Here is a 20,853-nt window from a genome sequence, read left to right as displayed (position 1 = left end):
CCATACGGCGTACAACAGAGATATGGCGAAGGGCGATGACACTCGGTCACCGCCCTTCGCCGTACTCAGCCGTACTCCACCGTCCTCGGGGGACTGTCAGCCGCTCGCCTTCTGCGTGAGGTCGTAGAAGGTGGCCGAGCCGACCGTGACCTTCTTGAAGGTGGCCTCGATCCAGGAGGTGATCTGGGAGGACGTGCCGTCGCTGCTGCCGCCCATGCCGCCGCTGCCCGAGCCGATGAAGTAGTGGATCTTTCCTTCCGTCACGTACTGCTTGAACTGGGCCAGCGTCGGGGACGGGTCCGTGCCGTTGAAGCCGCCGATGGCCATCACCGGGTCTCCGGTGGAGAGCTGGTAACTCGCCGCGTTCTGGGCGCCGATGGCCGCCGCGACCCAGGTGTAGTCGCCCGCGTTCTTCTCCAGCAGCTCCTTGGCCTCGGAACTGACGCTGGCGCCGTTGAGCAGGCCGCCCATGCCGCCACCGCCGCCGCCCATGCCGCCACCGCCGCCGCCCATGCCACCGCCGTCGCCGGTCCGGCCGCCGGGGGCGCCCGGCTGCTGGTTCTGGCCCTGGCCCTGGTTGTTGCCGTTGCCGTTCTGCCCGCCCGGCATGCCGCCGCCGGGGAAGCCGTTGCCGTTCTGCCGGTTCTGGCCGCCCTGCTGGTTGTTCTGGCCCTGCTGGTTGTTCTGGCCGGGCATGCGGCCCCCGCCGGGGGCACCGCCCATGCCGCCGCCACCGCCGGGGCCGCCACGACCGCCCGAGACCGCCGGACCCGCGGTGACGATCGAGCCGGAGTGCCCCTCGTTCAGCGTGGTGAGGGTGTACGCCGCCGGACCGGCCAGCGCGGCGACGAGGCCCAGCCCGGCCGCTCCCAGGGCCAGTCGACGGCCCAGCCGTCCGGCGAAGATCAGGCCGAGAGCCGCGGTCAGACCGCCGACCAGGACGAGCCACTTCAGCCAGGGCAGGTAGTCGGAGGAGCGGTTGAGCAGGACGTATCCCCAGGCCGCGGTGGCCGTCATCGCGGCCGCCAGGGTCAGCGACGCCCACGCCTGCCCGCGCCGCTCCCACAACGTGGCCGCGCCCATGCCGATCAGCGGGGCGATGTAGGGAGCGAGGGCCACGGTGTAGTACTCGTGGAAGATGCCCTGCATGTAGCTGAAGACCACCATGGTGATCAGCAGCGAGCCGCCCCACACCAGGAACGCGCCCCGGGTGGCCGAAGTCCGCCCGGACTTCCGGGTGGCCACCAGGCCCGCGACGAGCAGGATCAGCGCGGCCGGGATCAGCCAGGAGATCTGGCCGCCGATGGAGGAGCTGAACATCCGGTCCCAGCCGGTCTCGCCCCAGGCACCGCCGCCGTTGCCGCCCCCGCCGCCACCGCCGACACTGCCGGTCTCGTCGCCGTTGAGGCGGCCCAGGCCGTTGTAGCCGAAGGTCAGCTCCAGGAAGCTGTTGTTCTGCGAGCCGCCGATGTACGGCCGGGACGACGCGGGCCACAGCTCGACGATCGCGACCCACCAGCCGCCGGAGACGACGATCGCGACCAGGCCCGCCGCGAGCTGGCCGATCCGCTTCCTCACCGTCACCGGGGCGCAGAGACCGTAGACCAGCGCCAGCGCCGGGAGGATCAGGAAGGCCTGGAGGGTCTTGGCGAGGAAGGCGAAGCCGATCGCGGCACCGGCCCACAGCAGCCACTTCGTCCGGCCGTCCTCCAGGCCCCGGATGACGAAGTAGCAGGCGGCGGCCATCAGCAGCGCCAGCATCGCGTCCGGGTTGTTGAAACGGAACATCAGCGCCGCGACGGGGGTGAGCGCGAGCGCCGCGCCCGCGATCAGACCGGCCGCGGGGCTGAACCGGCGGCGCACCGCCGCGTACACGACGGCGACCGTGCCGACGCCCATGAGGACCTCGGGGGCCAGGATCGCCCAGGAACCGAGTCCGAAGAGCCGCACCGACAGGGCCATCGGCCACAGCGCGGCCGGGGGCTTGTCGACGGTGATGGCGCCCGCCGCGTCCAGCGAGCCGAAGAAGAACGCCTTCCAGGACTGGCTGCCGGCCTGCACGGCCGCCGAGTAGAAGGAGTTGGCGTAGCCGGAGGCGCTCAGGTTGTAGAGGTAGAGCGCGGCGGTCACGAGGAGCAGGCCGAGGAAGGCCGGGCGGGCCCAGCGGGGGTCCTCGGGGCGGCCGTGCCACAGGCGTCGCACGAAGGGCTTCTTGGGTTCATCGGCGCCGGGAACGGATGCCGGTGGGGTCGGGGGACGGGTCCGGGCGCTGGTACTCGTGTCTCTGTCCGCGGTCCGCTGGTCGTAGTGGATCGTCATCGGGAGTCCCTCGGGTCGGTGTCGTGCGGGCGCACCGGCTGCAGCTGCACGGTGGCGTCCCTCCCCCACTGAGCGGTGTCGTGCGTGTACCGGGGGGTGCGCTGCGGGAGCGGCCCGTACGGGTCGTGGCGCACTGTGGAAAAGGTCGGCGAGGACAGGGGGTGGACCGGAGTGTGCGAGGCGGCCGGCGCCGGGTCGCCGTCGCGCCGGTCCGGGAACACCCACGCCCTGAAGAGCAGGAAGCGCAGCACGGTCGCCGCGAGGTTGGCGGCGATGAGCACCGCCAGTTCGGTCGAGTGCGCGGGCTCGGACGTGGCCGCGTTGAGCGCGGCGAGCGAGCCGCTGGTCAGGGCGAGTCCGATGCCGAGGACGACCAGGCCCTGCGCCTGGTGCCGTACGGCCCCGCCGCGTCCACGCACTCCGAAGGTGAGCCGCCGGTTGGCCGCCGTGTTGGCGATCGCCGAGACCAGCAGGGCGAGCGCGTTGGCGAACTGCGACCCGGCGAAGGCGCGGAAGCCGCTGTAGAGCAGCAGGTAGAAGAGGGTGGACAGGGCGCCGACCACGCAGAACCCGACGAGCTGGCGGGCCAGGCCCTTCGGTACGTCCTTGATCTCGCGGTCGCGCGGGTCGTCCCCGAACGGCCGGGTGATCCGGTCCAGCGGCAGCGAGCCGGTGGCCAGGGCCCTGCCGATCCGCCACACGCCCTTGAGGTCGTCGGTCGCGGTCTTGACGATGTGCACGGTCGAGTCGGGGTCGTCGACCCAGTCGACCGGTACCTCGTGGATACGGAGCCCCGCGCGCTCGGCGAGCACCAGCATCTCGGTGTCGAAGAACCAGCCGGTGTCCTCGACGAGGGGCAGCAGCACCTGCGCCACGTCACGGCGGATCGCCTTGAACCCGCACTGGGCGTCCGAGAAGCGGGCCTGGAGCGAGCCGCGCAGGATGAGGTTGTAGGCCCGGCTGATGAACTCCCGCTTGGGGCCGCGCACCACGCGCGAGCTGCGGGCGAGCCGGGAGCCGATCGCTAGGTCCGAGTGGCCGGAGATCAGCGGCGCCACCAGCGGGAGCAGGGCGTTGAGGTCGGTGGACAGGTCCACGTCCATGTACGCGAGCACCGGGGCGTCGGAGGCCGACCAGACGGCCCGCAGCGCCCGGCCGCGGCCCTTCTGCTCCAGCCGGAAGAGGGTGACCTCGGGAATCTCCGCCGCCAGCCGCGCCGCCACTCGCGGAGTCGTGTCCGTGGAGGCGTTGTCCGCGATCGTGATGCGGAACGCGTACGGGAACGTCCTTACGAGGTGCTCGTACAGTCTGCGGACGCACGGCTGGAGGTCCTTCTCCTCGTTGTAGACGGGGATCACTACGTCCAGGACAGGCGTACCGGCTGGTGCGGCCGGGAGGTGCTCCCGCGCCGGCAGGGTGCCGGGAGAAGAGTCGGTTCGCATGGAACCGACTCTCGTCAGGCGCCCTGTTGTACCGATGTGGTGACGCTGTGGCGTGCCTGTGAGTGCTGTTGCCAGCTCATTTCCGGCTGCGGCCGGGCCGGGAGCGCGGGCAGGCGCACCGTGAAAACGGTTCGTCCGGGCACGCTGTCGACGGTCACGGCACCGCCGTGCGCGGTCGCCACGGCCTGCACGATGGCGAGGCCGAGACCGGTCGAACCGGTGGTGCGGGAACGCGCGGAGTCGCCGCGCGCGAACCGCTCGAAGACATGCGGGAGCAACTCGGCCGGAATGCCCTGCCCGTTGTCCTCCACGTCCACGCAAAGGCAGGGCCCGCGCCGCTGCACCCGCGCGGTGACGGTCGTACCGGGCGGTGTGTGGGTGCGCGCGTTGCCGAGCAGGTTGACGAGGACCTGTTGCAGCCGGGCCGCGTCCGCCGGCACGAGCGCGGGCTCGTCGGGCAGGTCGAGGCGCCAGTTGTGGTCCTGGCCGGCGGCACGGGCGTCGCTGATGGTGTCCACGACGAGCGGTACGAGGTCGGTCTGCTCGAACTGCAGGGGCCGCCCCGCGTCGAGCCGGGCGAGCAGCAGCAGATCCTCGACGAGCAGCGTCATCCGCCCGGCCTCGGACTCGATCCGCCCGAGCGCGTGCCGGGTGTCGGGCCCGACGTCCTCTCTTCCGCGTCTGGTCAGCTCGGCGTACCCGCGAATGGAGGCGAGGGGAGTGCGCAGCTCGTGACTGGCGTCGGCGACGAACTGCCGGACCCGCGTCTCGCTCTGCTGCCGTGCGTGCAGCGCCCCGTGGACGTGATCGAGCATCCGGTTGAGCGCGGCACCGACCTGGCCGACCTCGGTGTGCGGATCGGTCTCGGAGTCGGGCACCCGTTCGCTGAGGTTCACCTCGCCGGTGTGCAGGGGGAGTTCGGAGACGCGGGTGGCGGTGGCGGCGACTCGGCGGAGGGGGCGGGTGGCGACGCCGATGAGGACGGAGCCGGCGATGGCGGCGGCGACCAGTCCGGCGCCGGTGACGCTCACCTCGACGAGGATGAGGGTGTTGATGGTGGTGTTGACCGACTCGGTTGGCAGGGCGACGTAGTAGCTGCCTCCGCCGTCGATTTCGGTGACGTACTGCACGCGGTACTCGCCGAGGCCGGGGACGTCGATGGTGTACATACGGTGCGTCGTCGGCACCTCGGCGAGGGCGGCCTTCTGCTCGTCGGTGAGCGGGACGGCCAGGTTCGGCTGGAAGGGGCCGTTGTCGTTGGAGGTCTCCCTGGCGAGGACCGCGTGGGTGACGCTGCCGTCGGCGCCGGCTTCGGCGGCGATGGTGTCCGGCTGCGCGGGCCCTCTGGCGAAGCCGGTGATCCTGTCCGCCGACCCGGCGTCCTGCTGTTCCTCGCCCTGCTCGTTTTCGCCGTTCCCGTCTCCGTCCCGCCCGCCCCCGGGTTTCATGGGTCCCGACAGCCGCTTGCCGGCGTCGTCGACCTTCGCGTCCAACTGCTCGTACAGGTGCGACCTGAGCGCGAGCGTCGTCACGGTCCCGATCACCGCACACACCACGGCGATCAGCACCACGGACGCGACGACGAGTCGCGTCCGCAGAGTGCGGGGCTTGCCCGCTCGCGCCTGCTTGCCCGCTCTCTGCTGCGTACGCGGCCGTCGTCGCCCGCTCATGACACGGCGGGCTTGATCAGATAACCCGCACCACGCCGGGTGTGGATCATCGGCTCGCGCCCGGCGTCGATCTTCCGCCGCAGATACGAGATGTAGAGCTCGACGACATTGGCCTGCCCGCCGAAGTCGTACGACCACACACGGTCCAGGATCTGCGCCTTGCTGAGCACGCGCCGCGGATTGCGCATCAGGAACCGCAACAGCTCGAACTCGGTCGCGGTCAGGTGGATGTTGTCCCCGGCCCGGGTCACTTCGTGGCTGTCCTCGTCCAGGGTGAGGTCGCCGACGACCAGCGTGGAGTCGGAGCGCCGGTCGGCGGCACCGGACCGCCGTATCAGCCCGCGCAGCCGCGCGACGACCTCTTCGAGGCTGAACGGCTTGGTGACGTAGTCGTCGCCGCCGGCCGTCAGCCCGGCAATGCGGTCCTCGACGGCGTCCTTGGCCGTGAGGAAGAGCACGGGCACGTCCGGCAGCTCCCGCCGCAGCCGCCCGAGAACCGCCAGCCCGTCCATGTCGGGCAGCATCATGTCGAGCACGACGGCGTCGGGCCGGAAGTCCCGCGCGGTCTGGACGGCGCCCTGGCCGTCCCCGGCGCTCCGGATCTGCCATCCCTCGTAGCGAAGGGCCATGGACAGCAGTTCGGTGATCGACAGCTCGTCGTCCACTACAAGCACGCGGACGGGGCTCCCGTCCGGCCTCAGCAGTTCGGTGCGCCCCTGGGGCGAGGTCGTGGTCATGTGAACACGATGTCGGGGACCTCTGAGAGCACCCTTTCCGCAACCTGTGAATTCCCTGAGAAAGGCACAGGCGGTTCTCAGGGAGCGCCTGGGAATGCCGGGACGAGTCACGGTGCATGGTGCTGGGGAAGCTGTGTGTCCGCTGGCAGCGGGGGTTAGAACAACCCGTCCTGCACACCACCCGGCGCCTCCCGGACCCTTACGGGCACGGACAGTTCACCACCCGCGGCAGGCACCAGCTCCCACCCGGGCATCAGCCGCGTATCGAGTACGACGACCCCACTCCCGGTGGCCAGATGCAGATCGGGCCCGGCGGCAGCCACGAGCTCCCCGCTCACGACCCCACCGGCAACAAGCTCACTCACACCCCCGACGGCACCGGGCAACCCGTCGAGCCCGAACACATCAACATGATCGACGACCCGCAGCGGCTCCCGCACGAGCGACTCCGGCCACCCCCCGAGCCCCACCGCCCGCGCATGCAACTCGGCGACCTCACCGGCCCGATCGGCCGCCGCCTGCGGCAACGCGGCCCGCACGGCCCGCTTCTCGGCGTATGGAATCCGGTCGGGCACCCCCAGCGCCGCCCGCAGCAACTCCTCGGTACGCCGCGCGGCCATGAGCGGCCCGGCACCCAGCCAGCTGAAGCAGACGGCACCCTGCTCCAGCAGCCGGGCCGACCCCCGCTCCACCGCCGTGATCCCGACCTTGGTCATGCCGGGCCCGAACCACGCCAGATAGACGTGATACGGCCGCGGATCGTCCGCGATCGTGTCGGCGGCCACGGAGTGCGCCCGGTCCAGCCGCGCACACTCCTCGCACCGCGCCCCCGTACTCCGCCCCGGCACAGCCACCCGCGCCGGACACGCATGCCCCCGAGCCCCCACACACGTCCGCACGCCCCCCTCCGCGACCCCGAAGGCCACGCGTTTCCCCCAGGTCAGCGCACTGCGCCGCCCACCGTCCCACACCAGCACGGGACCGTCCGGCGACCACCGCAGCCCCGAGCACTTCCATGCCTGTGCCATCTCTGCCGAGACTAGAGGGCACCACTGACAACGGCGCCGCGCGGCGCCCGGCCGGGACGATCAACGGGGACGACGACAAGCCGTCCGACGGGAGGGACCACCTCACGGAGGAGCGGTCACCTCACGGACGAAAGACCACCTCACGAGGGAGGAATCACCGCACGGAATCGGCCCCCACGGCCGCAGCGGCCTCCGTCTCCCCACCCGCACGCACGGGCACGACCCCGGCCGCGTGCACCAGCCGCCGCCGCCTGGCCAGCCGGCACCCCAGGCACTCGTCGTGCCCACCCGGCGCCGACGAGTCCCGCACCCGCCAGCCCCACTCCTCCCGGGGCCGGAGGCCGGGCCCCTTCCCCCACCCGGAGAGGTGCAGCGCCCAGGTGACGAGCAGAGCCACGACCCCGATCGCTATCCCACCGGCGATCAGCAAGCCCGAGACCATGACCACCCCGGCACCCGCCACACCGGCCGCGACGCTCCCGATCGCGCATCCGACCCATCCCGCGAACGTGTGCCCGTGGTCATACTGATGTGCGCTCACGCGCTGCCCCCTCATCACACACATGGACTCCGGGGGAGCCCCCGAACCCCTTACCACCAAGCCGTTTAGGGCCCAAACCTCTCACGAGCTAAGGGAATTGGGAATGCAAGCCAAGCCGCGTCCGGCCGCCACGCCGGAGCAGGCACTGTCGGCGATGGACCACCTCATCGCGACCCACCTGGTCGGACAGCACGAGATCGCCCAGCAGGTCGGCATGAACGTGACCGACCTCACCTGCTTCGCCTATGTGATGGAGGCCGGCGAAAACCTCCTCACCGCAGGCGACTTGGCAGCCCGCGTCCACGTCACGACCGGCGCGGTCACCGGCATCCTCAACCGCCTGGAACGCGCTGGCTACATCACCCGCCGCCCCGACCCGACCGACCGCCGCCGCATCCGCGTAGCCGCCCGACCCGACGCCGTCGCCCGCGTCCGCGAGGTCTACGAGCCGTACTACGCCCGCCTGACGGAACTCTTCGCGGACTACTCCCCCGCCGAGATCGCGGTGCTGAACGACTGGTTCACCCGCGCGAGCACCCTGGCGGCGAACTACTTGGACGAGCACTGCCGCCCCGACTGACGGGGACCGGCCGAGCCAGACAGCGCCTGAAGACATCGACTCCATCGTCGACGAACGTCCACTGCCCGAGTGCCTCCCGCAACTCGCGCTCGGTGACCCATCCGTGCCAGGCGATCTCCGACGGATCGGGCGCGAGCACCTCGGTGACCACGGCTTCGTGCAGCCCCAGCCAGTAGGGACTGATCAGCCCGTCACACAAGAACTTGAAGAGGAACCGCACCGGCGCCCGGGCGCCCAGTTCCTCGGTGAGTTCACGCGCTGCCGCCTCCTCGTACGACTCCCCGACCTCCGCGGCGCCGCCGATCAGCCAGTTGTACTGCCCCGGAAACCGGGACACGCCCTCCTGTCTCCGATGTACGAGGATGCGGCCCTCCGGATCACGGCAGACGGTCGTCGCGACACGGTGCAGCCAGTGCCTCTCGATGGCCTCGCTCCGCTCCACCACGCCGAGCACGCGATCCCGCTCGTCCACCCGCTCCACCAGTTCACTCATGGCCCCACGATCGCAGCGGGGCGTCCGGCTCGGTCCTGGTCGAGGACGGCGAGACCCCCGAGGAGGCAGCCGCCCGCGAGGTCCTGGAGGAGACAGGCTGGCGCCCGGGCCTCATCAAGCCCCTCATCTACGCCGAGCCGGCCAAAGGCATCACATCGAGTGGGTCCCCCTCGCAGAGATCCGCGGCATGATCGACCGCCGCGAGATCGTGAGCAGCGGATCGCTGGTGGGCCTGCTGCACCTGCTCCTGGACGAAGCGACTCGCTGACCGATGCCTGCCCCGTAGCTACACCGGCCGCCGCGAGTGCCGGTTCGACCGGCGGCGCACGGTGAAGAAGCAGGCGAGCATGCCAAGCCCCCAGGCGATCAAGAGAGCGCCCCACAGCGGCATGGTCACCATCGGTACGAGAAGACGGATCTCGACACTCGTGCGGTTCTCGAAGATGAAGACCAGAGCGACCGCGGTGATCAGAACGAACGGTATGAAGCGGCGGACGCCGGGGCGGGAAAGGAACGGCGGGTGCGCCTTGTGATCTGGGCTGGTCTGGGCCATGGGGTGCCTCTCCCTCACGTTGCCCCTGGCTCCAGCGTCCCCTTTCAGCACGTAACCCGCCACTTTCAGCACGTAACCCGCCACCGAAACGCCAGAGGCCCCGGATCGCTCCCGGGCCTCTGAATCTATGTGCACTCGGCAGGGGCAGCCACGGAAGAGACAATCCAGACGAGCCGTCTCTTTGGAGATCCCACCCCTGCCCACGCCCGGTCATGCCCGATCAGGACGAGGACAGCGGCATGTCGGCCGGTGCATGGATCGGCATCGGCGCCGCGGTCCTGGTCGTGGTGGGCGGTGCCGTCTACTTCGCACGCCGCCGGGCTGGCGCCCAGCAGTAAGAGCAAGGAGGTGGATCGGCCCCTTCGCCACTCGGTCGCCGCAAAGGGCGCCGGGCAGAGGGGGCCGTCCGCAAGCTGACCGGCACCCGGTGCTCTGGCAGGTCAGTCGTGCGGGGCCTGTCCGCTGACCCGGTGGTCGGCGTGGCTCAGCGCCTCCATCACGAGCCGTCGCAGATGCCCGTCGCGCAGGCGGTAGTAGACGTGCCGCCCATCGCGCCGTGTCTCCACCAGTCCCGCCAGCCGCAGCTTCGCGAGGTGCTGGCTCACCGCTGTCCGGGACGCCTCGCATCGCTCGGTCAGTGAGCCGACGTCCGACTCCCCCTGGGCGATCAGCCAGAGCAGGTGCAGTCGAGTCACGTCGGAGAGCATCGCGAACACCTCGGTCGCCTCCGCGAGACGCGCGCTGTCCGGGGGGCGCAGATGCGCACCGGGTGCAGTTGGCATGGACTCGCGAGCAGGCATGCACACAGCGTAGAGGCCGGAATGAGCCGACGTCGCCGCCCACGGGCCAATCCAGAATCTATATGTGCACAAGTGCGCACCTATGGATACAGTGAGAGGTGGCCGCGCCCGCCTCCGACCCGCCGAGGATCGCTGCATGCTCTCCGTCCTGCGCAACCGCACGTACCGGCACCTCTTCACCGCCCAGGTGATCGCCCTGGTCGGCACCGGCCTGGCCACGGTCGCGCTCGGTCTGCTGGCGTACGACATCGCCGGCGCCGACGCGGGATCGGTCCTCGGCACCGCATTGGCGATCAAGATGGTGGCGTACGTGGCGCTCGCACCGGCCATCGGCGCGGTCGCCGACAGGCTGCCACGCCGGGCACTGATGGTCGGCGCGGACCTCATCCGGGCCGCGGTGGCGCTGACCCTGCCGTTCGTGGACCAGGTGGGGCAGGTGTATGTCCTGATCTTCCTGCTCCAGTCGGCATCGGCCGCGTTCACGCCGACGTTCCAGGCGGTCATCCCGGACGTGCTGCCCGCCGAGCGCGACTACACGCGGGCACTGTCGCTGTCCCGCCTCGCCTACGACACGGAGAGCCTGTTCAGCCCGGCGCTCGCCGCCGCCCTGCTGTCGCTGATGACCTACAACTGGCTGTTCCTGGGCACCGTGGCGGGCTTCCTGGCTTCGGCGGTTCTTGTCGTCTCGACGATCCTGCCGAAGCAAGTCGTCCCCGTGCCGCGCCGCGGCAGCGCGTATGCCAAGGCCCACAGGCACCCGTCTGTTCTTCACCAGCCCTCAGCTGCGCGCCCTGCTCGCCCTGGACCTCGCGGTCGCGGCGGCGGGTGCGATGGTCACCGTCAACACCGTCGTCTACGTCCGCGACGAGCTGGATCGCGGCGCGGCCGACGTGTCGCTCGCGCTCGGCGCGTACGGCGGGGGTTCGATGGTCGCCGCCTTGCTGCTGCCCCGAGTTCTCGACCGGGTCTGCGACCGCACGGTGATGTTGCGCGGCGCTCTGCTGCTCCCGCTCGTCTTCACTGCACTCGGCGGGCTCACGGCAGTCGGCGGCGACACCTGGCGCTGGCCCGCGCTGCTGCTGACCTGGGCGGCCTTCGGCGCTCTCAGTTCGATGGTGCTCACTCCGACCGGCCGACTGATCCGCCGCTCAACCCCGCCCGAGGCGCGCACCGCTGCCTTCGCGGCGCAGTTCTCCCTCTCGCACAGTTGCTGGCTGCTGACGTATCCGCTGGCGGCTGGCTCGGCGCGGCCGCCGGCCTGCAGTCGGCGGTGGCGGCACTGGGCCTGATCACCCTCACGGCCGGGCTTGCGGCGGTGCGGCTGTGGCCGGCGCAGGAGCCGGGCCCTGTCGAGGATGAGCACAGCGACCTCCACGCGGACCATCCACACCTTGTGGATGCCATACGCATACGGGGCGCCTGGCGGCACAGCCATCACTCCCTGACCGACGGGCTTCACGCCCACCGGTGAGGAGCAGCGGCCGATGGCTCTCCAGCCCCTCGGCGGCCATCCCCCCGATCAGACCCGGGCAATCAGCGCATACCGTTCGTCGCTGACCGGGTGCCCCCACAAGCCGGGCTTGTCGCTGAGGTCTTCCACGCGTAGGTCGACCACCAAGGGCCGGACGGCAGCGGCCAGGTCTTCGGCGGCGATGCCGCGATGCCAAGGCAGGGTCTCAGCTCCCGCTACATAGGGCCGCCCGGTCTGACCGGCCTCCCGCCACCGGCCCTCGACCAGGATCAGCGTGCCACCCGTACGAAGCCGTGAGATCCAGGCCCGCAGTGCGGAGTCGGGGTCGGGCAGGGTCCACAACAGGTGGCGTGACAGGACGACGTCGAAGCTGTCCTGCTCGGTGGGCGGGTTGGCGGCGTCACCCACCAGGAAGCGTCCCTCAAGGCCCGCCGCCATGAACTTGCCCCGGGCCTGATCGACCATCCTCGGGGCGAGGTCCACCCCGGTGACCCGATACCCGGCCTCGGCCAGGAGGCGGGAGAGCGACCCGGTGCCACACCCCACGTCGAGGACGTCCGCGGCAGTGGGCGGCATCCAGGCGTCCAGGCACGCCTTCCACGCTTTTCGGGTCGTCTCATGGCGCAGGCCGTGGTCCGGCTCGTCGTCGAAGGCGTCGGCGGCAGCGTCCCAATACGCGCTGATAGCGGCAGAGTTCGTCATGCGGCCGATCCTGTCAGCCGGCACTGACATCGTCGGCTCTCGGAACCGGAGCTTCGGCGCCACGCACGGACGCCAGTGTCGAACAACGCCTCGACGGCCAGACTTCCCCGGCTGGATCGCGATGCCGGGGTCCGTGCCGGCCCGCCCCCTGCTCACCGAGGAGTGCAGCGTAGTCACCTACGATCACAGCCCGACGCGCTGGCCTCGCACGCCCGCCAACCGGCTCAGAGCCTCTGAACGCCCCAGAAGCCGGCGATCAGCACGACGATCACGGCCGCCACCAACCAGACGGCCAGGCCGACACGACGCACCCACGGGCTCACACCGTATTGATTCCCGCAGTCCTCGCCACCACACCGCGGGGAGGACGATCCGCTACAAGATCGAGACGATGCCCAGAAACGCCAGAGGCCCCGGATCTCTCCGGGGCCTCTGATCTATGTGCACTCGGCAGGATTCGAACCTGCAACCTTCTGATCCGTAGTCAGATGCTCTATCCGTTAAGCTACGAGTGCTTGTTCTGTTTTATCGCCGCTCTCGGGCCTTCCGGCTCGCTCGCGGCGACAGGAAGAACATTACATGACTGCCGCCGCCATGTGAAATCCGTTTGCCGTACCCCTTGTGAGCTGCGGAAACGGCTGTTCCGGCCGGTACGACAGCGAAGCCCCGGTCGGGTGACCGGGGCTTCGTGATCAGGTGCGGAGGCGGAGGGATTTGAACCCTCGATGGGCTTTAAGACCCAAACCGCATTAGCAGTGCGGCGCCATAGACCGGACTAGGCGACGCCTCCACGCAGCATCCTCCCGCGCGAGCGCGAGTCGGTGCTTGCCGATGATGACACAGTCGAGCGCCGTGTCACCAATCGCCCCCCACGGTACTAGGCGGGAAGGTCGCAGGGCAAAAGCCTTACCGGGCTGTCGCGCAACGTCCCGGGGCGCGCCGCGTTAGTCAGGGCATGTCGACTGCCATTTCCCGGGCCACGGCCCGAACCGCGCCCCGGACCACCCCCCGCCCCGGTCTGCGGCGCCTCGTCCTCGGTGCCGCCGCCTCCGTCGCCGCCCTCGGTTCACTGGCCGCGGTGTCCCCGGCCGCGTACGGCCAGGCCGGGCTCGGCGACGGCAGGAGCAAGGAACGGGATCACCTCACCATCACCGTGCGGAACGCGGGCGGCGGGGCCGACGGGACCTTCGAGCTGTACTGCGGACCCGACGGCGGCAGCCATCCCGACCCGCGCGGCGCCTGTGCCGCCCTGGAGCGGGACACACGGTGGGGGCAGGAGGTCTTCGCTCCCGCCCCGAAGGGCGGCTTCTGCACCATGCAATACGGCGGGCCGGCCACCGCTCACGTCACCGGCACCTGGGCCGGGCGCTCCGTCGACGCCACGTACGACCGCCGTGACGGCTGCCAGATCTCCCGCTGGGACCGGCTCGTGCCGCTTCTGCCGGACATGGGGGCTGGGCGAGGCGCCTGAGTCCCCGCATCGACTCCCGCATCGACTCCTGCATCGACTCGTCCGTATCTCGTCCGGATTTCGCCCCTCCGCGCCCTCTATCCCGCCGGTCCGGCAAAAGGTACAGAAACACCGCCGTCGTAAAGGTCCCGCGAAGGTCCCGCGACGTCGTCGCAGGAGGGCGGGCGTTTGACGGTTACTCGGTCGTCAGTTCGGGGTCACTTGCTCGTGCGACCTCGCTCTCATCCGGCGTCGCGAGCGCAACCGCAACCCTTAGACTCCCTCGCGTGACACGCTGCGGGACGGTTGGCAAGATGGCCCGAGCGGTCGGCAAGGTGCGGTAACAGGGAGGAAGCGTCTCGTGAGCAGCAGGCCATCCCGAGGCGCTGCTCGCCTCGCAGCCATACTGGATGCGCTTCCCGACGCGTTGGTGCTGGTCAATGCCAACGGGACGGTCGTCAACGCCAACACCATCGCCCTGGAGGCCTTCGAGACTCCGGGCACCGCTCTGGTGGGGCGCGGGCTGCTCGATCTGCTGCCGCAGTTCGACTCCAAGCTCATCCCCGGCTCCATGCGACGGCCGGAGCATCTCGATCCGCATGCCCGGACCAAACCGACCCGGATGATCGCCCGCAGGACGGACGGAACCGAGTTCCCCGTCGAGGTCACCAGTGCGAATCTGGAGAACGGGCAGCAGGCCTACGACGGTTACGGCTACACCGGCGACGAGCTGCTCATGCTCGTCGTGCGTGACTTGTCCGGGACCGTGGACACCGAGGCCGAGCTCGCGCGGTCGCAGCGGCAGACCGAGATGATTCTGCGGGCCGCGTCCGAGGGCGTCGTCGGGACCGATACCGACGGGCGGATCGTGCTCGTCAATCCGGCCGCCGCTCAGATACTGGGTTTCCGGGCCAGCGATCTCGGTGGGCGTGAACTGCACGACCTCGTGCTGCACTCGCGTGCCGACGGGTCGAGCTTCCCGTACGAGGAGTCGCCGCTCGCCGACACCCTGCGCTCCGGGCGCAAGCACCGGGTGCGCGGGCAGGTGCTGTACGCCAAGGACGGCGGCAAGGTGCCGGTCGATCTGACGACCGCGCCCGTGCGGGACGGCGACCAGCTCGTCGGCGCCGTGATGACCTTCACCGACCGGCGGCCGTACGACGCGGTCGTCGAGGAGAAGGAAGCGGCGGCCAAGCGCCACGAGGAAGAGCTGGAGCGGGTCGCCGAGGAGCACGCCTCCGAGCTGACCGCGCTGCGCCAGCGGCACGTCACCGAGCTGGAGGAGCTGAGCGAGCGGCACGCCGAGGAACTCGGCGCGAACGAGGATCGGTACGCCGCGCTCGGGGAGCGGGAGAAGGACCGGTACGAGGCGCTCGCCGCCCGGCACGAGCAGTTGCTGACCCTGCTGGGGCGGTCGCTGCGCGGGCCGCTCGAGGAACTGCGCCGCGAGCTGGCCGCGCTGGCCTCCGACGACGCCGGGCAGCTGTGGCCCGAGGCCAACCAGGTGCTGCATCACCTGTCCGCCGGCTATTCGCGGATCACGACACTGATCGACAACGTCCTCGGCTACCAGCGGCTCGACACGGGCAGCGAGAACATCGCCCGTACGAAGGTGATGCTGGACGCCGTCGTCGCCTCCGGGGTCGACGGGGCCGTCGAGCTCATCGGGCCCGGGCGGGTGCAGTTCGCCGTGCACGCGCCGCCCATCGAGGCCGAGGTCGATCCCCGGCTGCTCGCCACCGCCCTCGCGCATCTGGTCGCGGACGTGGCGGGGGTCGACGCGACCGGCAACACACCCCTGTCGGCGGGCGGTTATCTGGACAACACCGTCGTGGTGGCGGCGGCGCAGCGCGGCGAGGTCGTACGCATCGAGGTGCGCGGGCCGTACGCCGGTGGCGACACCGTGCACGAGCCGATCGTGCGGGGGATCGTCCGGGCTCATGGCGGCGTGCTGCAGACGCATGACGTGCCAGGGATGAGCGGGAGCGCGTACGTCCTCGAGGTGCCGATCGGGGGCGGGGCCGGGGCCGTTGCCGCGGATGCGGCCGCCCAGGCAGTGGACGAGGGCGTTCCCGGGGCCTCCGATGAGCAGACCTTTGGCGGGGGGCGGCGCCGGGCGCGGCGGTCCTCCACCGATGCCTTCCTGGACGGGGATGTTCCAGCTGAGGGCGACGAGGCTGATGGGCCCGGTGGGTCCGGTGGTGCTACCGGGCGGCGCAGGAGGCGGGCCGCCGGGGAACCGGCCGCTCTTCCGGCGCCGGCTTCCGGTGAGGGTGCCGGCTCGGGCGGTACCGGGCGGCGGCGCGGGCGTCCTGCCGAGGGCGCCGCTGCGGAGGCCGTCGCCGCGGGGGCCGTCGGGAGTGCCGTCCAGGGTGTCGCCGAGGGGGCCGTCGTCACGGCCGCCGAGCATGCGGCCGGGACCGCCGCCGTGGGTACGGGGCTTGGCGGGACCGTTCCGCCGCAGGGCGTGCCCGACGCCTCCGGACAGCGGGCCCGGCGGGAACCCGGTGAGCAGCGGGCGCTGCCGCCGGCGCTGCCCGCGCCGTCCGGTGACGCCGGCTCCGGTGCGGCCGATGCGGCACCGGGACAGGCCCAGCAGCCGACCGGGCGTCGGCGGCGTGCGCTGGCCGCCGCCAACGAGCGGGCAGCGCAGCAGGCCGCCGCGGGGCCGCGTCCGGTGTTCGCCCTGCCGCCGGCCGAGGCCGATCAGACGACCCCGGACGAACCGGCCCACCAGGGGGTTCAGTCCGGACAGACCGACCAGGGGCAGGAGGCCGTGGCGGTTGCCGCGGCTGCCGCCTCCGGTGACGGGGTGGCCGAGGAAGGGCGGCACGACGCCGTACCGCACGACCAGTCCGCCGATCACACCCCGCCGCAGCCGCATCCCACGAGTGCGCCGACGGGCCGTCGGCGGCGGGCCGTGGTGCCGCAGCAGGGCCAGGGGGCCGCGGTGCAGGCGCCCGGTGCGGCGGGTGCCGTACCGGCGGGTTCTGTACCGGCTGCTGCCGTACCGCCTGGTTCCGTGGCTGCGAGTCCCGGGCAGGGGGTTCCCGCGCAGCAGGACGCCGCCGGTCAGGTCCCGCCGGGGCAGGGCGCGCCCGTCCAGGCCGGGGTGGCCGCTGCCCAGGGCGCGCCGGGTGCGGCCGTGCCGCCGCAGCAGGGCAACGCCGTTCAGCCCCAGGGGAACACCCCCCAGGGAAATGCCCCGCAGGGCGTGTCCCTCCCCGTGCAGGGCGGGCTCGGGCACAGCGTGCAGGCGGCCCTCCCGGGGCAGGCGCTGCAGCCTCCGGCCCAGGGCGCGCGGCCCCTGCCGCAGCAGGGCGTCGCCGCACCGGCGCAGCAGCCCTCCGCCGGGCAGCCGCTCCCCGCCGAGGCCGCCCCGGGGCAGGGAACACCGGCCCAAGGCACCCCGACTCAGGGCACTCCCGCCCAGGGAACCCCGGCTCAGGGGACCCCGGCTCAGGGGACCCCGGCTCAGGGGACCCCGGCTCAGGGCGGCACCCCCGCCCCCCAGCCCTGGCCCGCCGCCGACGACGACAGCGCGGGGGCCGGTTTCGCCGTACCGCCGAACGGCACACCCCCTAAGGCCCCACAGCCGAACACCCCGGCTCCGGGCACCCCGGTCCCGAACACCCCGGCTCCGGGCACCCCGGTCCCGGGCACTCCAGCCCCGGGCACCCCGTTGCCGCCGGAGGGCGCGGCGCAGGCGCAGCGGGCGGCCCAGCCGTTGCCAGCGGAGGCCTCGGCGCCCGTCGATCCGAACTCGACGCAGGGGCGGGCGATCAGCGTGCGGACGCTGGGGCAGGGCGTGCCGTTCAACCGGCAGGCAGCCCAGGTCCAGCAGCCGCCGGCCATGTCCGTCCCCCTGCCGACGGCGACGCCTCCCCCGCACCAGCCGGGCGGATCGGGCCGGCGCCGCAAGCTCGGCACACCGCCCGACCCGGCCACGCGTACCGATCAGGCCACGCGTACGGAATCGGCGTCCCGCCCGGAGCAGGGTCCGCGCCCCGAGCAGGGTCCGCGCCCCGAGCAGGCAGCGCGTCCTGAGCAGGCCGCGCGCCCGCATCCGACGAGCGAGGCGACACCCCCGCCGGTCGCCGCCCAGGCGCCCGCGCCCGTTCCGGCGCAGCCGTCCCTCGCCGGTCAGTCCCGGCTCGCGCAGCTGACCGAGGGCGGCGGTCGGTCGTACGCCATAGGCGCTCCCGACGAGAACGCCGCCGAAGGGCCCGAGCCGCTGGACGGGCCCGGGGGTGCCGTCGAGGTGGCCGATCCGCCGCGGCCGCAGCCGATGGACGACGAGTTGCCGCCGGAGCCGCTGGACAACCCGCGGCGGCTGCTGGTGTGGCCCGCGCCGGACGTCAGCACCCAGCAGGCGCTGAGCGACCGTGGCTACCGGCCGGTGATCGTGAACTCGCGCGAGGAGGTCAACGCGCAGATCGCGGCGTTCCCCGCCGCGCTGTTCGTCGACCCGCTGACCGGGCCGATCACCCGTACGGCGCTGCAGTCGCTGCGCCAGGCCGCCGTGGCCGCGGAGGTGCCGGTCCTCGTGACGGCCGGGCTCGGACAGGCCTCGCGGGACGCGGCCTACGGTGCCGATCCGGCCGTGCTGCTGAAGGCGCTGGCCCCGCGCGACAGTGAGCAGCACCCGCCGCGGGTGCTGCTGATCGAGGAGCACGCGGAGATCGCGCTGGCGCTGACGGCGACGCTGGAGCGGCGCGGGATGCAGGTCGCGCGGGCCGCGAGCGACGCGGACGCGGTGACGCTGGCGAGCGACTTCCGGCCGAACCTGGTCGTGATGGACCTGATGCAGGTGCACCGGCGACAGGCCGGGTTCGCCGGGATCATCGACTGGCTGCGCGCGAACGGGCAGCTGAACCGCACCCCGCTCGTCGTCTACACGGCCGCCGTCGACCAGGCCGACCTGCCGCGGCTGGCCTCCGGGGAAACGGTGCTGTTCCTCGCGGAGCGGTCCACCAGCGGCGAGGTGCAGACCCGGATCGTCGAGCTGCTGAGCAGGATCGGGACCAACTGAGCCAGGGACCGGCCGGCCGGTCCTACCGGGCCGTCAGCCTGCGCGCGGCCTCCTTGACCGACGCGCGCAGGCGGTCTTGGGCGTCCTCGCCGTCGCCGACCAGGATGCGCCGCATCTGCGGGACGACGGCGGTCCAGTTGGCCAGGGCGGTCAGCAGGAACAGCAGGTCGGCCGCCGGGACGGCGTCCGTGATGACGCCCCGGTCCTGGCCGTCCCGGAGGGCGGCGACCTTGCGGACGTAGTGCTTCTGGCGGGCGGACTCGTGAGGCAGTTCGGCGCTGCCGTACTCCAGGCCCTCCCAGAAGAGCAGGCGCAGCAGCTCCGGGTGGGCTGCGTGGTAGTCCATGACGCGGTCGATCCAGCTCTCGATGTCGTCCGGGTCGACCGGGACGTCCTCGGCGACATGCAGCATCTTCTTCTCGAGGACGATCGCGAACAGCTCCGCCTTGTTGCCGAAGTAGGCGTAGATCAGCTGCTTGTTGGCCTTCGCCTCGGCGGCGATGCGGTCGATGCGGGCGCCGGCGATGCCGTGCCGGGCGAACTCGGCGACCGCCGCCTCGAAGATCCGGGCCTTGGTGGCCTCGGGGTCCCTTGGTGCCATGGGGGAGAGGGTAGCGCGCCGAGTAACCAACCGTTTGGTTGACAGGGAATCGAAGGGCGGCTCACACTGTTGCCTCGTTATCCAACCAACCAGTTAGTTGTTAGAGCGGACTCCAAGCCCGACTCCACGCCCGATTCCAAGCCCGACTCCAAGCAGACTCCGAGGAGTCCCCTTCCATGCCGTCAGCGACCACGACCACGTCCCGCCGGACCGGCCAGGCCCAGGCCCCCCTGCGGCAGGCGCGTACGCCCGCCCCCGGCCTCTTCCTCACCCTGATCGCCGTGTGCAGCGCGGTCACCGCCGCCAACATCTACCTCGCCGCACCACTGCTCTCGCTCATGGCCCGCGACTTCGGCTCGGCCCCCTCGGCCGTCGCCTGGATCGCCTCGGTCGCCCAGCTCGGCTACGCGGTCGGCCTGCTGTTCTTCGCCCCGCTGGGCGACACCGCGAACCGGCGCCGGCTGGTCGCCGGGCTCACGCTCGTCACCACCCTCGCGCTGGGCGCCAGTGCGGCCGCCCCGGGCATCACCGCCCTCGCGGTCGCCATGTTCGTCGCCTCGGCCACGACCGTCATCCCCCAGTTGCTCGTCCCGCTGGTCGCCGAACGCGCCCCCGCCGACCGGCGTGCCCGTCATGTCGCGGCCGTCATCGCGGGCCTGTTCACCGGCATCGTCGGGGCCCGGGTCCTGGGCGGACTGGCCGGGCAGGCCTTCGGCTGGCGCTGGGTGTTCGCTGGTGCGGCCGTGCTCACCCTCGTCCTGGGGCTCGCGACCGCGCTCGTCCTGCCGTCGCGGCGGCGGCGGGAAGGCCCGCTGTTCGGCGGACTCGCCGCGCTGCCCTCCGTGCTGCGCCACTCGCCCGATCTGTGGCGGGCGTGCCTGCGGCAGGCCGGGATGTTCGGCGCGTGGAGCGCGCTGTGGACCGCGCTCTCCCTGCTGCTGACCGGGCCCGCGTACGGGCTGTCCACCGCGACCGCGGGTCTCTTCGGGCTCTTCGGGCTGACGGCGAGTGCGGTGGCTCCGCTGGCGGGCGGGTTCGTGGACCGGTTCGGCGCGGGGCGTGTCGTGCGGTCCGCGTATCTGCTCGCGGCGGTGTCCGTGCCGCTGTTCTGGCTGGGCGGGCATGCTCTGGCCGCGCTGTTCGCCGCCGCGATCGCGATCCACGCGGCGCTCGTCGCCTCCCACGTCGCCAACCAGACCCTGGCCCTGACCACCACGTCCACCCCGGCCACCGCCAACACCGCCTATGTGGTCGCCGGCTTCGCGGGCGGCGCCGCCGCCTCGGCTCTCGGCGGGGCCGCCTTCAGCCACTTCGGCTGGGGCGGGGTGTGCGCGGTGGCGGGGGTGTGGCTGGTGCTGGGGTGGGGGCTGACCTCGGCTCGGCGGTGAGGCGATGCCGAAGGGCGAGAACGCGGGACGAGAACGTGGGGCGCCG

The 20,853-nt window shown here is 71.9% G+C and carries 15 protein-coding genes, 2 tRNA genes and 2 pseudogenes; 6 read left to right on the top strand and 13 right to left on the bottom strand.

The features are described 5' to 3' along the window. Positions 1–96: 96 nt before the first annotated feature. The 6 genes from OG542_RS20985 to OG542_RS20960 all read right to left on the bottom strand — a co-directional run bounded on the left by OG542_RS20985 (position 97) and on the right by OG542_RS20960 (position 7,737). Positions 97–2,319: an ArnT family glycosyltransferase gene (locus tag OG542_RS20985; RefSeq protein WP_328412940.1), complete on the bottom strand. Its 2,223-nt coding sequence runs from the start codon at positions 2,317–2,319 to the stop codon at positions 97–99. Beyond that, positions 2,316–3,761, bottom strand: a complete 1,446-nt coding sequence (locus OG542_RS20980) for a bifunctional glycosyltransferase family 2/GtrA family protein (protein WP_328412938.1) — start codon at positions 3,759–3,761, stop codon at positions 2,316–2,318. Before OG542_RS20980 ends, OG542_RS20985 begins: the two co-directional genes overlap by 4 nt. Before the next feature lie 14 nt (positions 3,762–3,775). Next, positions 3,776–5,431, bottom strand: a complete 1,656-nt coding sequence (locus OG542_RS20975) for a sensor histidine kinase (protein WP_328412936.1) — start codon at positions 5,429–5,431, stop codon at positions 3,776–3,778. Further along, entirely contained in the window at positions 5,428–6,168 is a 741-nt protein-coding gene (locus tag OG542_RS20970; RefSeq protein WP_193482962.1) for a response regulator transcription factor, read from the bottom strand. The genes OG542_RS20975 and OG542_RS20970 overlap by 4 nt, the downstream gene beginning before the upstream one ends. Positions 6,169–6,323: 155 nt before the next feature. Then, positions 6,324–7,196 (bottom strand): DUF2797 domain-containing protein, encoded by an 873-nt coding sequence (locus tag OG542_RS20965; RefSeq protein WP_328412933.1) that lies wholly within the window; start codon positions 7,194–7,196, stop codon positions 6,324–6,326. A gap of 154 nt (positions 7,197–7,350) precedes the next feature. After that, positions 7,351–7,737 (bottom strand): HGxxPAAW family protein, encoded by a 387-nt coding sequence (locus tag OG542_RS20960; RefSeq protein WP_328412931.1) that lies wholly within the window; start codon positions 7,735–7,737, stop codon positions 7,351–7,353. A 103-nt stretch (positions 7,738–7,840) separates the two neighbouring features. Here OG542_RS20960 and OG542_RS20955 point away from each other — a divergent pair, with 103 nt between their 5' ends. Then, entirely contained in the window at positions 7,841–8,317 is a 477-nt protein-coding gene (locus tag OG542_RS20955; RefSeq protein ID WP_311126549.1) for a MarR family winged helix-turn-helix transcriptional regulator, read from the top strand. Here the strand turns inward: OG542_RS20955 and OG542_RS20950 are convergent. Further along, positions 8,259–8,810, bottom strand: coding sequence for an NUDIX hydrolase (locus OG542_RS20950; protein ID WP_328412928.1), 552 nt, complete (start codon positions 8,808–8,810; stop codon positions 8,259–8,261). The genes OG542_RS20955 and OG542_RS20950 overlap by 59 nt on opposite strands. A gap of 35 nt (positions 8,811–8,845) precedes the next feature. Between OG542_RS20950 and OG542_RS20945 the strand changes: the two are divergent. Continuing rightward, positions 8,846–9,078, top strand: a pseudogene (locus OG542_RS20945) (NUDIX domain-containing protein); the annotation flags it as partial. A gap of 18 nt (positions 9,079–9,096) precedes the next feature. Here OG542_RS20945 and OG542_RS20940 read toward each other — a convergent pair. Then, positions 9,097–9,363, bottom strand: coding sequence for a hypothetical protein (locus OG542_RS20940; protein ID WP_328412926.1), 267 nt, complete (start codon positions 9,361–9,363; stop codon positions 9,097–9,099). 440 nt (positions 9,364–9,803) lie between these two features. Then, positions 9,804–10,163 (bottom strand): ArsR/SmtB family transcription factor, encoded by a 360-nt coding sequence (locus OG542_RS20935; protein ID WP_184593660.1) that lies wholly within the window; start codon positions 10,161–10,163, stop codon positions 9,804–9,806. 136 nt (positions 10,164–10,299) lie between these two features. On the opposite strand from OG542_RS20935, the pseudogene OG542_RS20930 reads away from it, so the two are divergent. Beyond that, a pseudogene (locus OG542_RS20930) lies at positions 10,300–11,634 on the top strand (MFS transporter). Positions 11,635–11,682: 48 nt separating this feature from the next. On the opposite strand, the gene OG542_RS20925 reads toward OG542_RS20930, so the two are convergent. The 3 genes from OG542_RS20925 to OG542_RS20915 form a co-directional block, all read right to left on the bottom strand. Continuing rightward, entirely contained in the window at positions 11,683–12,336 is a 654-nt protein-coding gene (locus OG542_RS20925) for a class I SAM-dependent methyltransferase (protein WP_328412924.1), read from the bottom strand. A 442-nt stretch (positions 12,337–12,778) separates the two neighbouring features. Beyond that, positions 12,779–12,851 (bottom strand) — tRNA-Arg (locus OG542_RS20920). A gap of 184 nt (positions 12,852–13,035) precedes the next feature. Continuing rightward, positions 13,036–13,126: transfer RNA gene (locus OG542_RS20915), tRNA-Ser, on the bottom strand. A 165-nt stretch (positions 13,127–13,291) separates the two neighbouring features. On the opposite strand from OG542_RS20915, the gene OG542_RS20910 reads away from it, so the two are divergent. Together OG542_RS20910 and OG542_RS20905 are read left to right on the top strand one after the other, a co-directional pair. After that, the gene (locus OG542_RS20910; RefSeq protein WP_311126554.1) at positions 13,292–13,807 is read left to right on the top strand and encodes an SSI family serine proteinase inhibitor; all 516 of its coding nucleotides are present in this window, start codon (positions 13,292–13,294) and stop codon (positions 13,805–13,807) included. Positions 13,808–14,147: 340 nt separating this feature from the next. After that, positions 14,148–18,818 (top strand): PAS domain-containing protein, encoded by a 4,671-nt coding sequence (locus OG542_RS20905; protein WP_328412922.1) that lies wholly within the window; start codon positions 14,148–14,150, stop codon positions 18,816–18,818. Between the two features lie 22 nt (positions 18,819–18,840). On the opposite strand, the gene OG542_RS20900 is transcribed toward OG542_RS20905, so the two are convergent. Beyond that, complete coding sequence (locus OG542_RS20900; RefSeq protein WP_328412920.1) at positions 18,841–19,419, bottom strand: TetR family transcriptional regulator; 579 nt, start codon at positions 19,417–19,419, stop codon at positions 18,841–18,843. A 176-nt stretch (positions 19,420–19,595) separates the two neighbouring features. On the opposite strand from OG542_RS20900, the gene OG542_RS20895 reads away from it, so the two are divergent. Continuing rightward, positions 19,596–20,807: an MFS transporter gene (locus OG542_RS20895; protein ID WP_328412918.1), complete on the top strand. Its 1,212-nt coding sequence runs from the start codon at positions 19,596–19,598 to the stop codon at positions 20,805–20,807. Positions 20,808–20,853: the final 46 nt, after the last annotated feature.

Source organism: Streptomyces violaceus (genome assembly GCF_036014075.1).
Lineage (GTDB): Bacteria > Actinomycetota > Actinomycetes > Streptomycetales > Streptomycetaceae > Streptomyces > Streptomyces violaceus.
Note: the sequence above shows the minus strand (reverse complement) of the source record. Positions and strands in the feature narration are given on the sequence as shown.

Coding starts and splice junctions, on each gene's coding strand:
- OG542_RS20985 (WP_328412940.1), bottom strand. CDS start 2,319: ATGACGATCCACTACGACCAGCGGACCGCGGACAGAGACACGAGTACC.
- OG542_RS20980 (WP_328412938.1), bottom strand. CDS start 3,761: ATGCGAACCGACTCTTCTCCCGGCACCCTGCCGGCGCGGGAGCACCTC.
- OG542_RS20975 (WP_328412936.1), bottom strand. CDS start 5,431: ATGAGCGGGCGACGACGGCCGCGTACGCAGCAGAGAGCGGGCAAGCAG.
- OG542_RS20970 (WP_193482962.1), bottom strand. CDS start 6,168: ATGACCACGACCTCGCCCCAGGGGCGCACCGAACTGCTGAGGCCGGAC.
- OG542_RS20965 (WP_328412933.1), bottom strand. CDS start 7,196: ATGGCACAGGCATGGAAGTGCTCGGGGCTGCGGTGGTCGCCGGACGGT.
- OG542_RS20955 (WP_311126549.1), top strand. CDS start 7,841: ATGCAAGCCAAGCCGCGTCCGGCCGCCACGCCGGAGCAGGCACTGTCG.
- OG542_RS20950 (WP_328412928.1), bottom strand. CDS start 8,810: ATGAGTGAACTGGTGGAGCGGGTGGACGAGCGGGATCGCGTGCTCGGC.
- OG542_RS20940 (WP_328412926.1), bottom strand. CDS start 9,363: ATGGCCCAGACCAGCCCAGATCACAAGGCGCACCCGCCGTTCCTTTCC.
- OG542_RS20935 (WP_184593660.1), bottom strand. CDS start 10,163: ATGCCTGCTCGCGAGTCCATGCCAACTGCACCCGGTGCGCATCTGCGC.
- OG542_RS20925 (WP_328412924.1), bottom strand. CDS start 12,336: ATGACGAACTCTGCCGCTATCAGCGCGTATTGGGACGCTGCCGCCGAC.
- OG542_RS20910 (WP_311126554.1), top strand. CDS start 13,292: ATGTCGACTGCCATTTCCCGGGCCACGGCCCGAACCGCGCCCCGGACC.
- OG542_RS20900 (WP_328412920.1), bottom strand. CDS start 19,419: ATGGCACCAAGGGACCCCGAGGCCACCAAGGCCCGGATCTTCGAGGCG.
- OG542_RS20895 (WP_328412918.1), top strand. CDS start 19,596: ATGCCGTCAGCGACCACGACCACGTCCCGCCGGACCGGCCAGGCCCAG.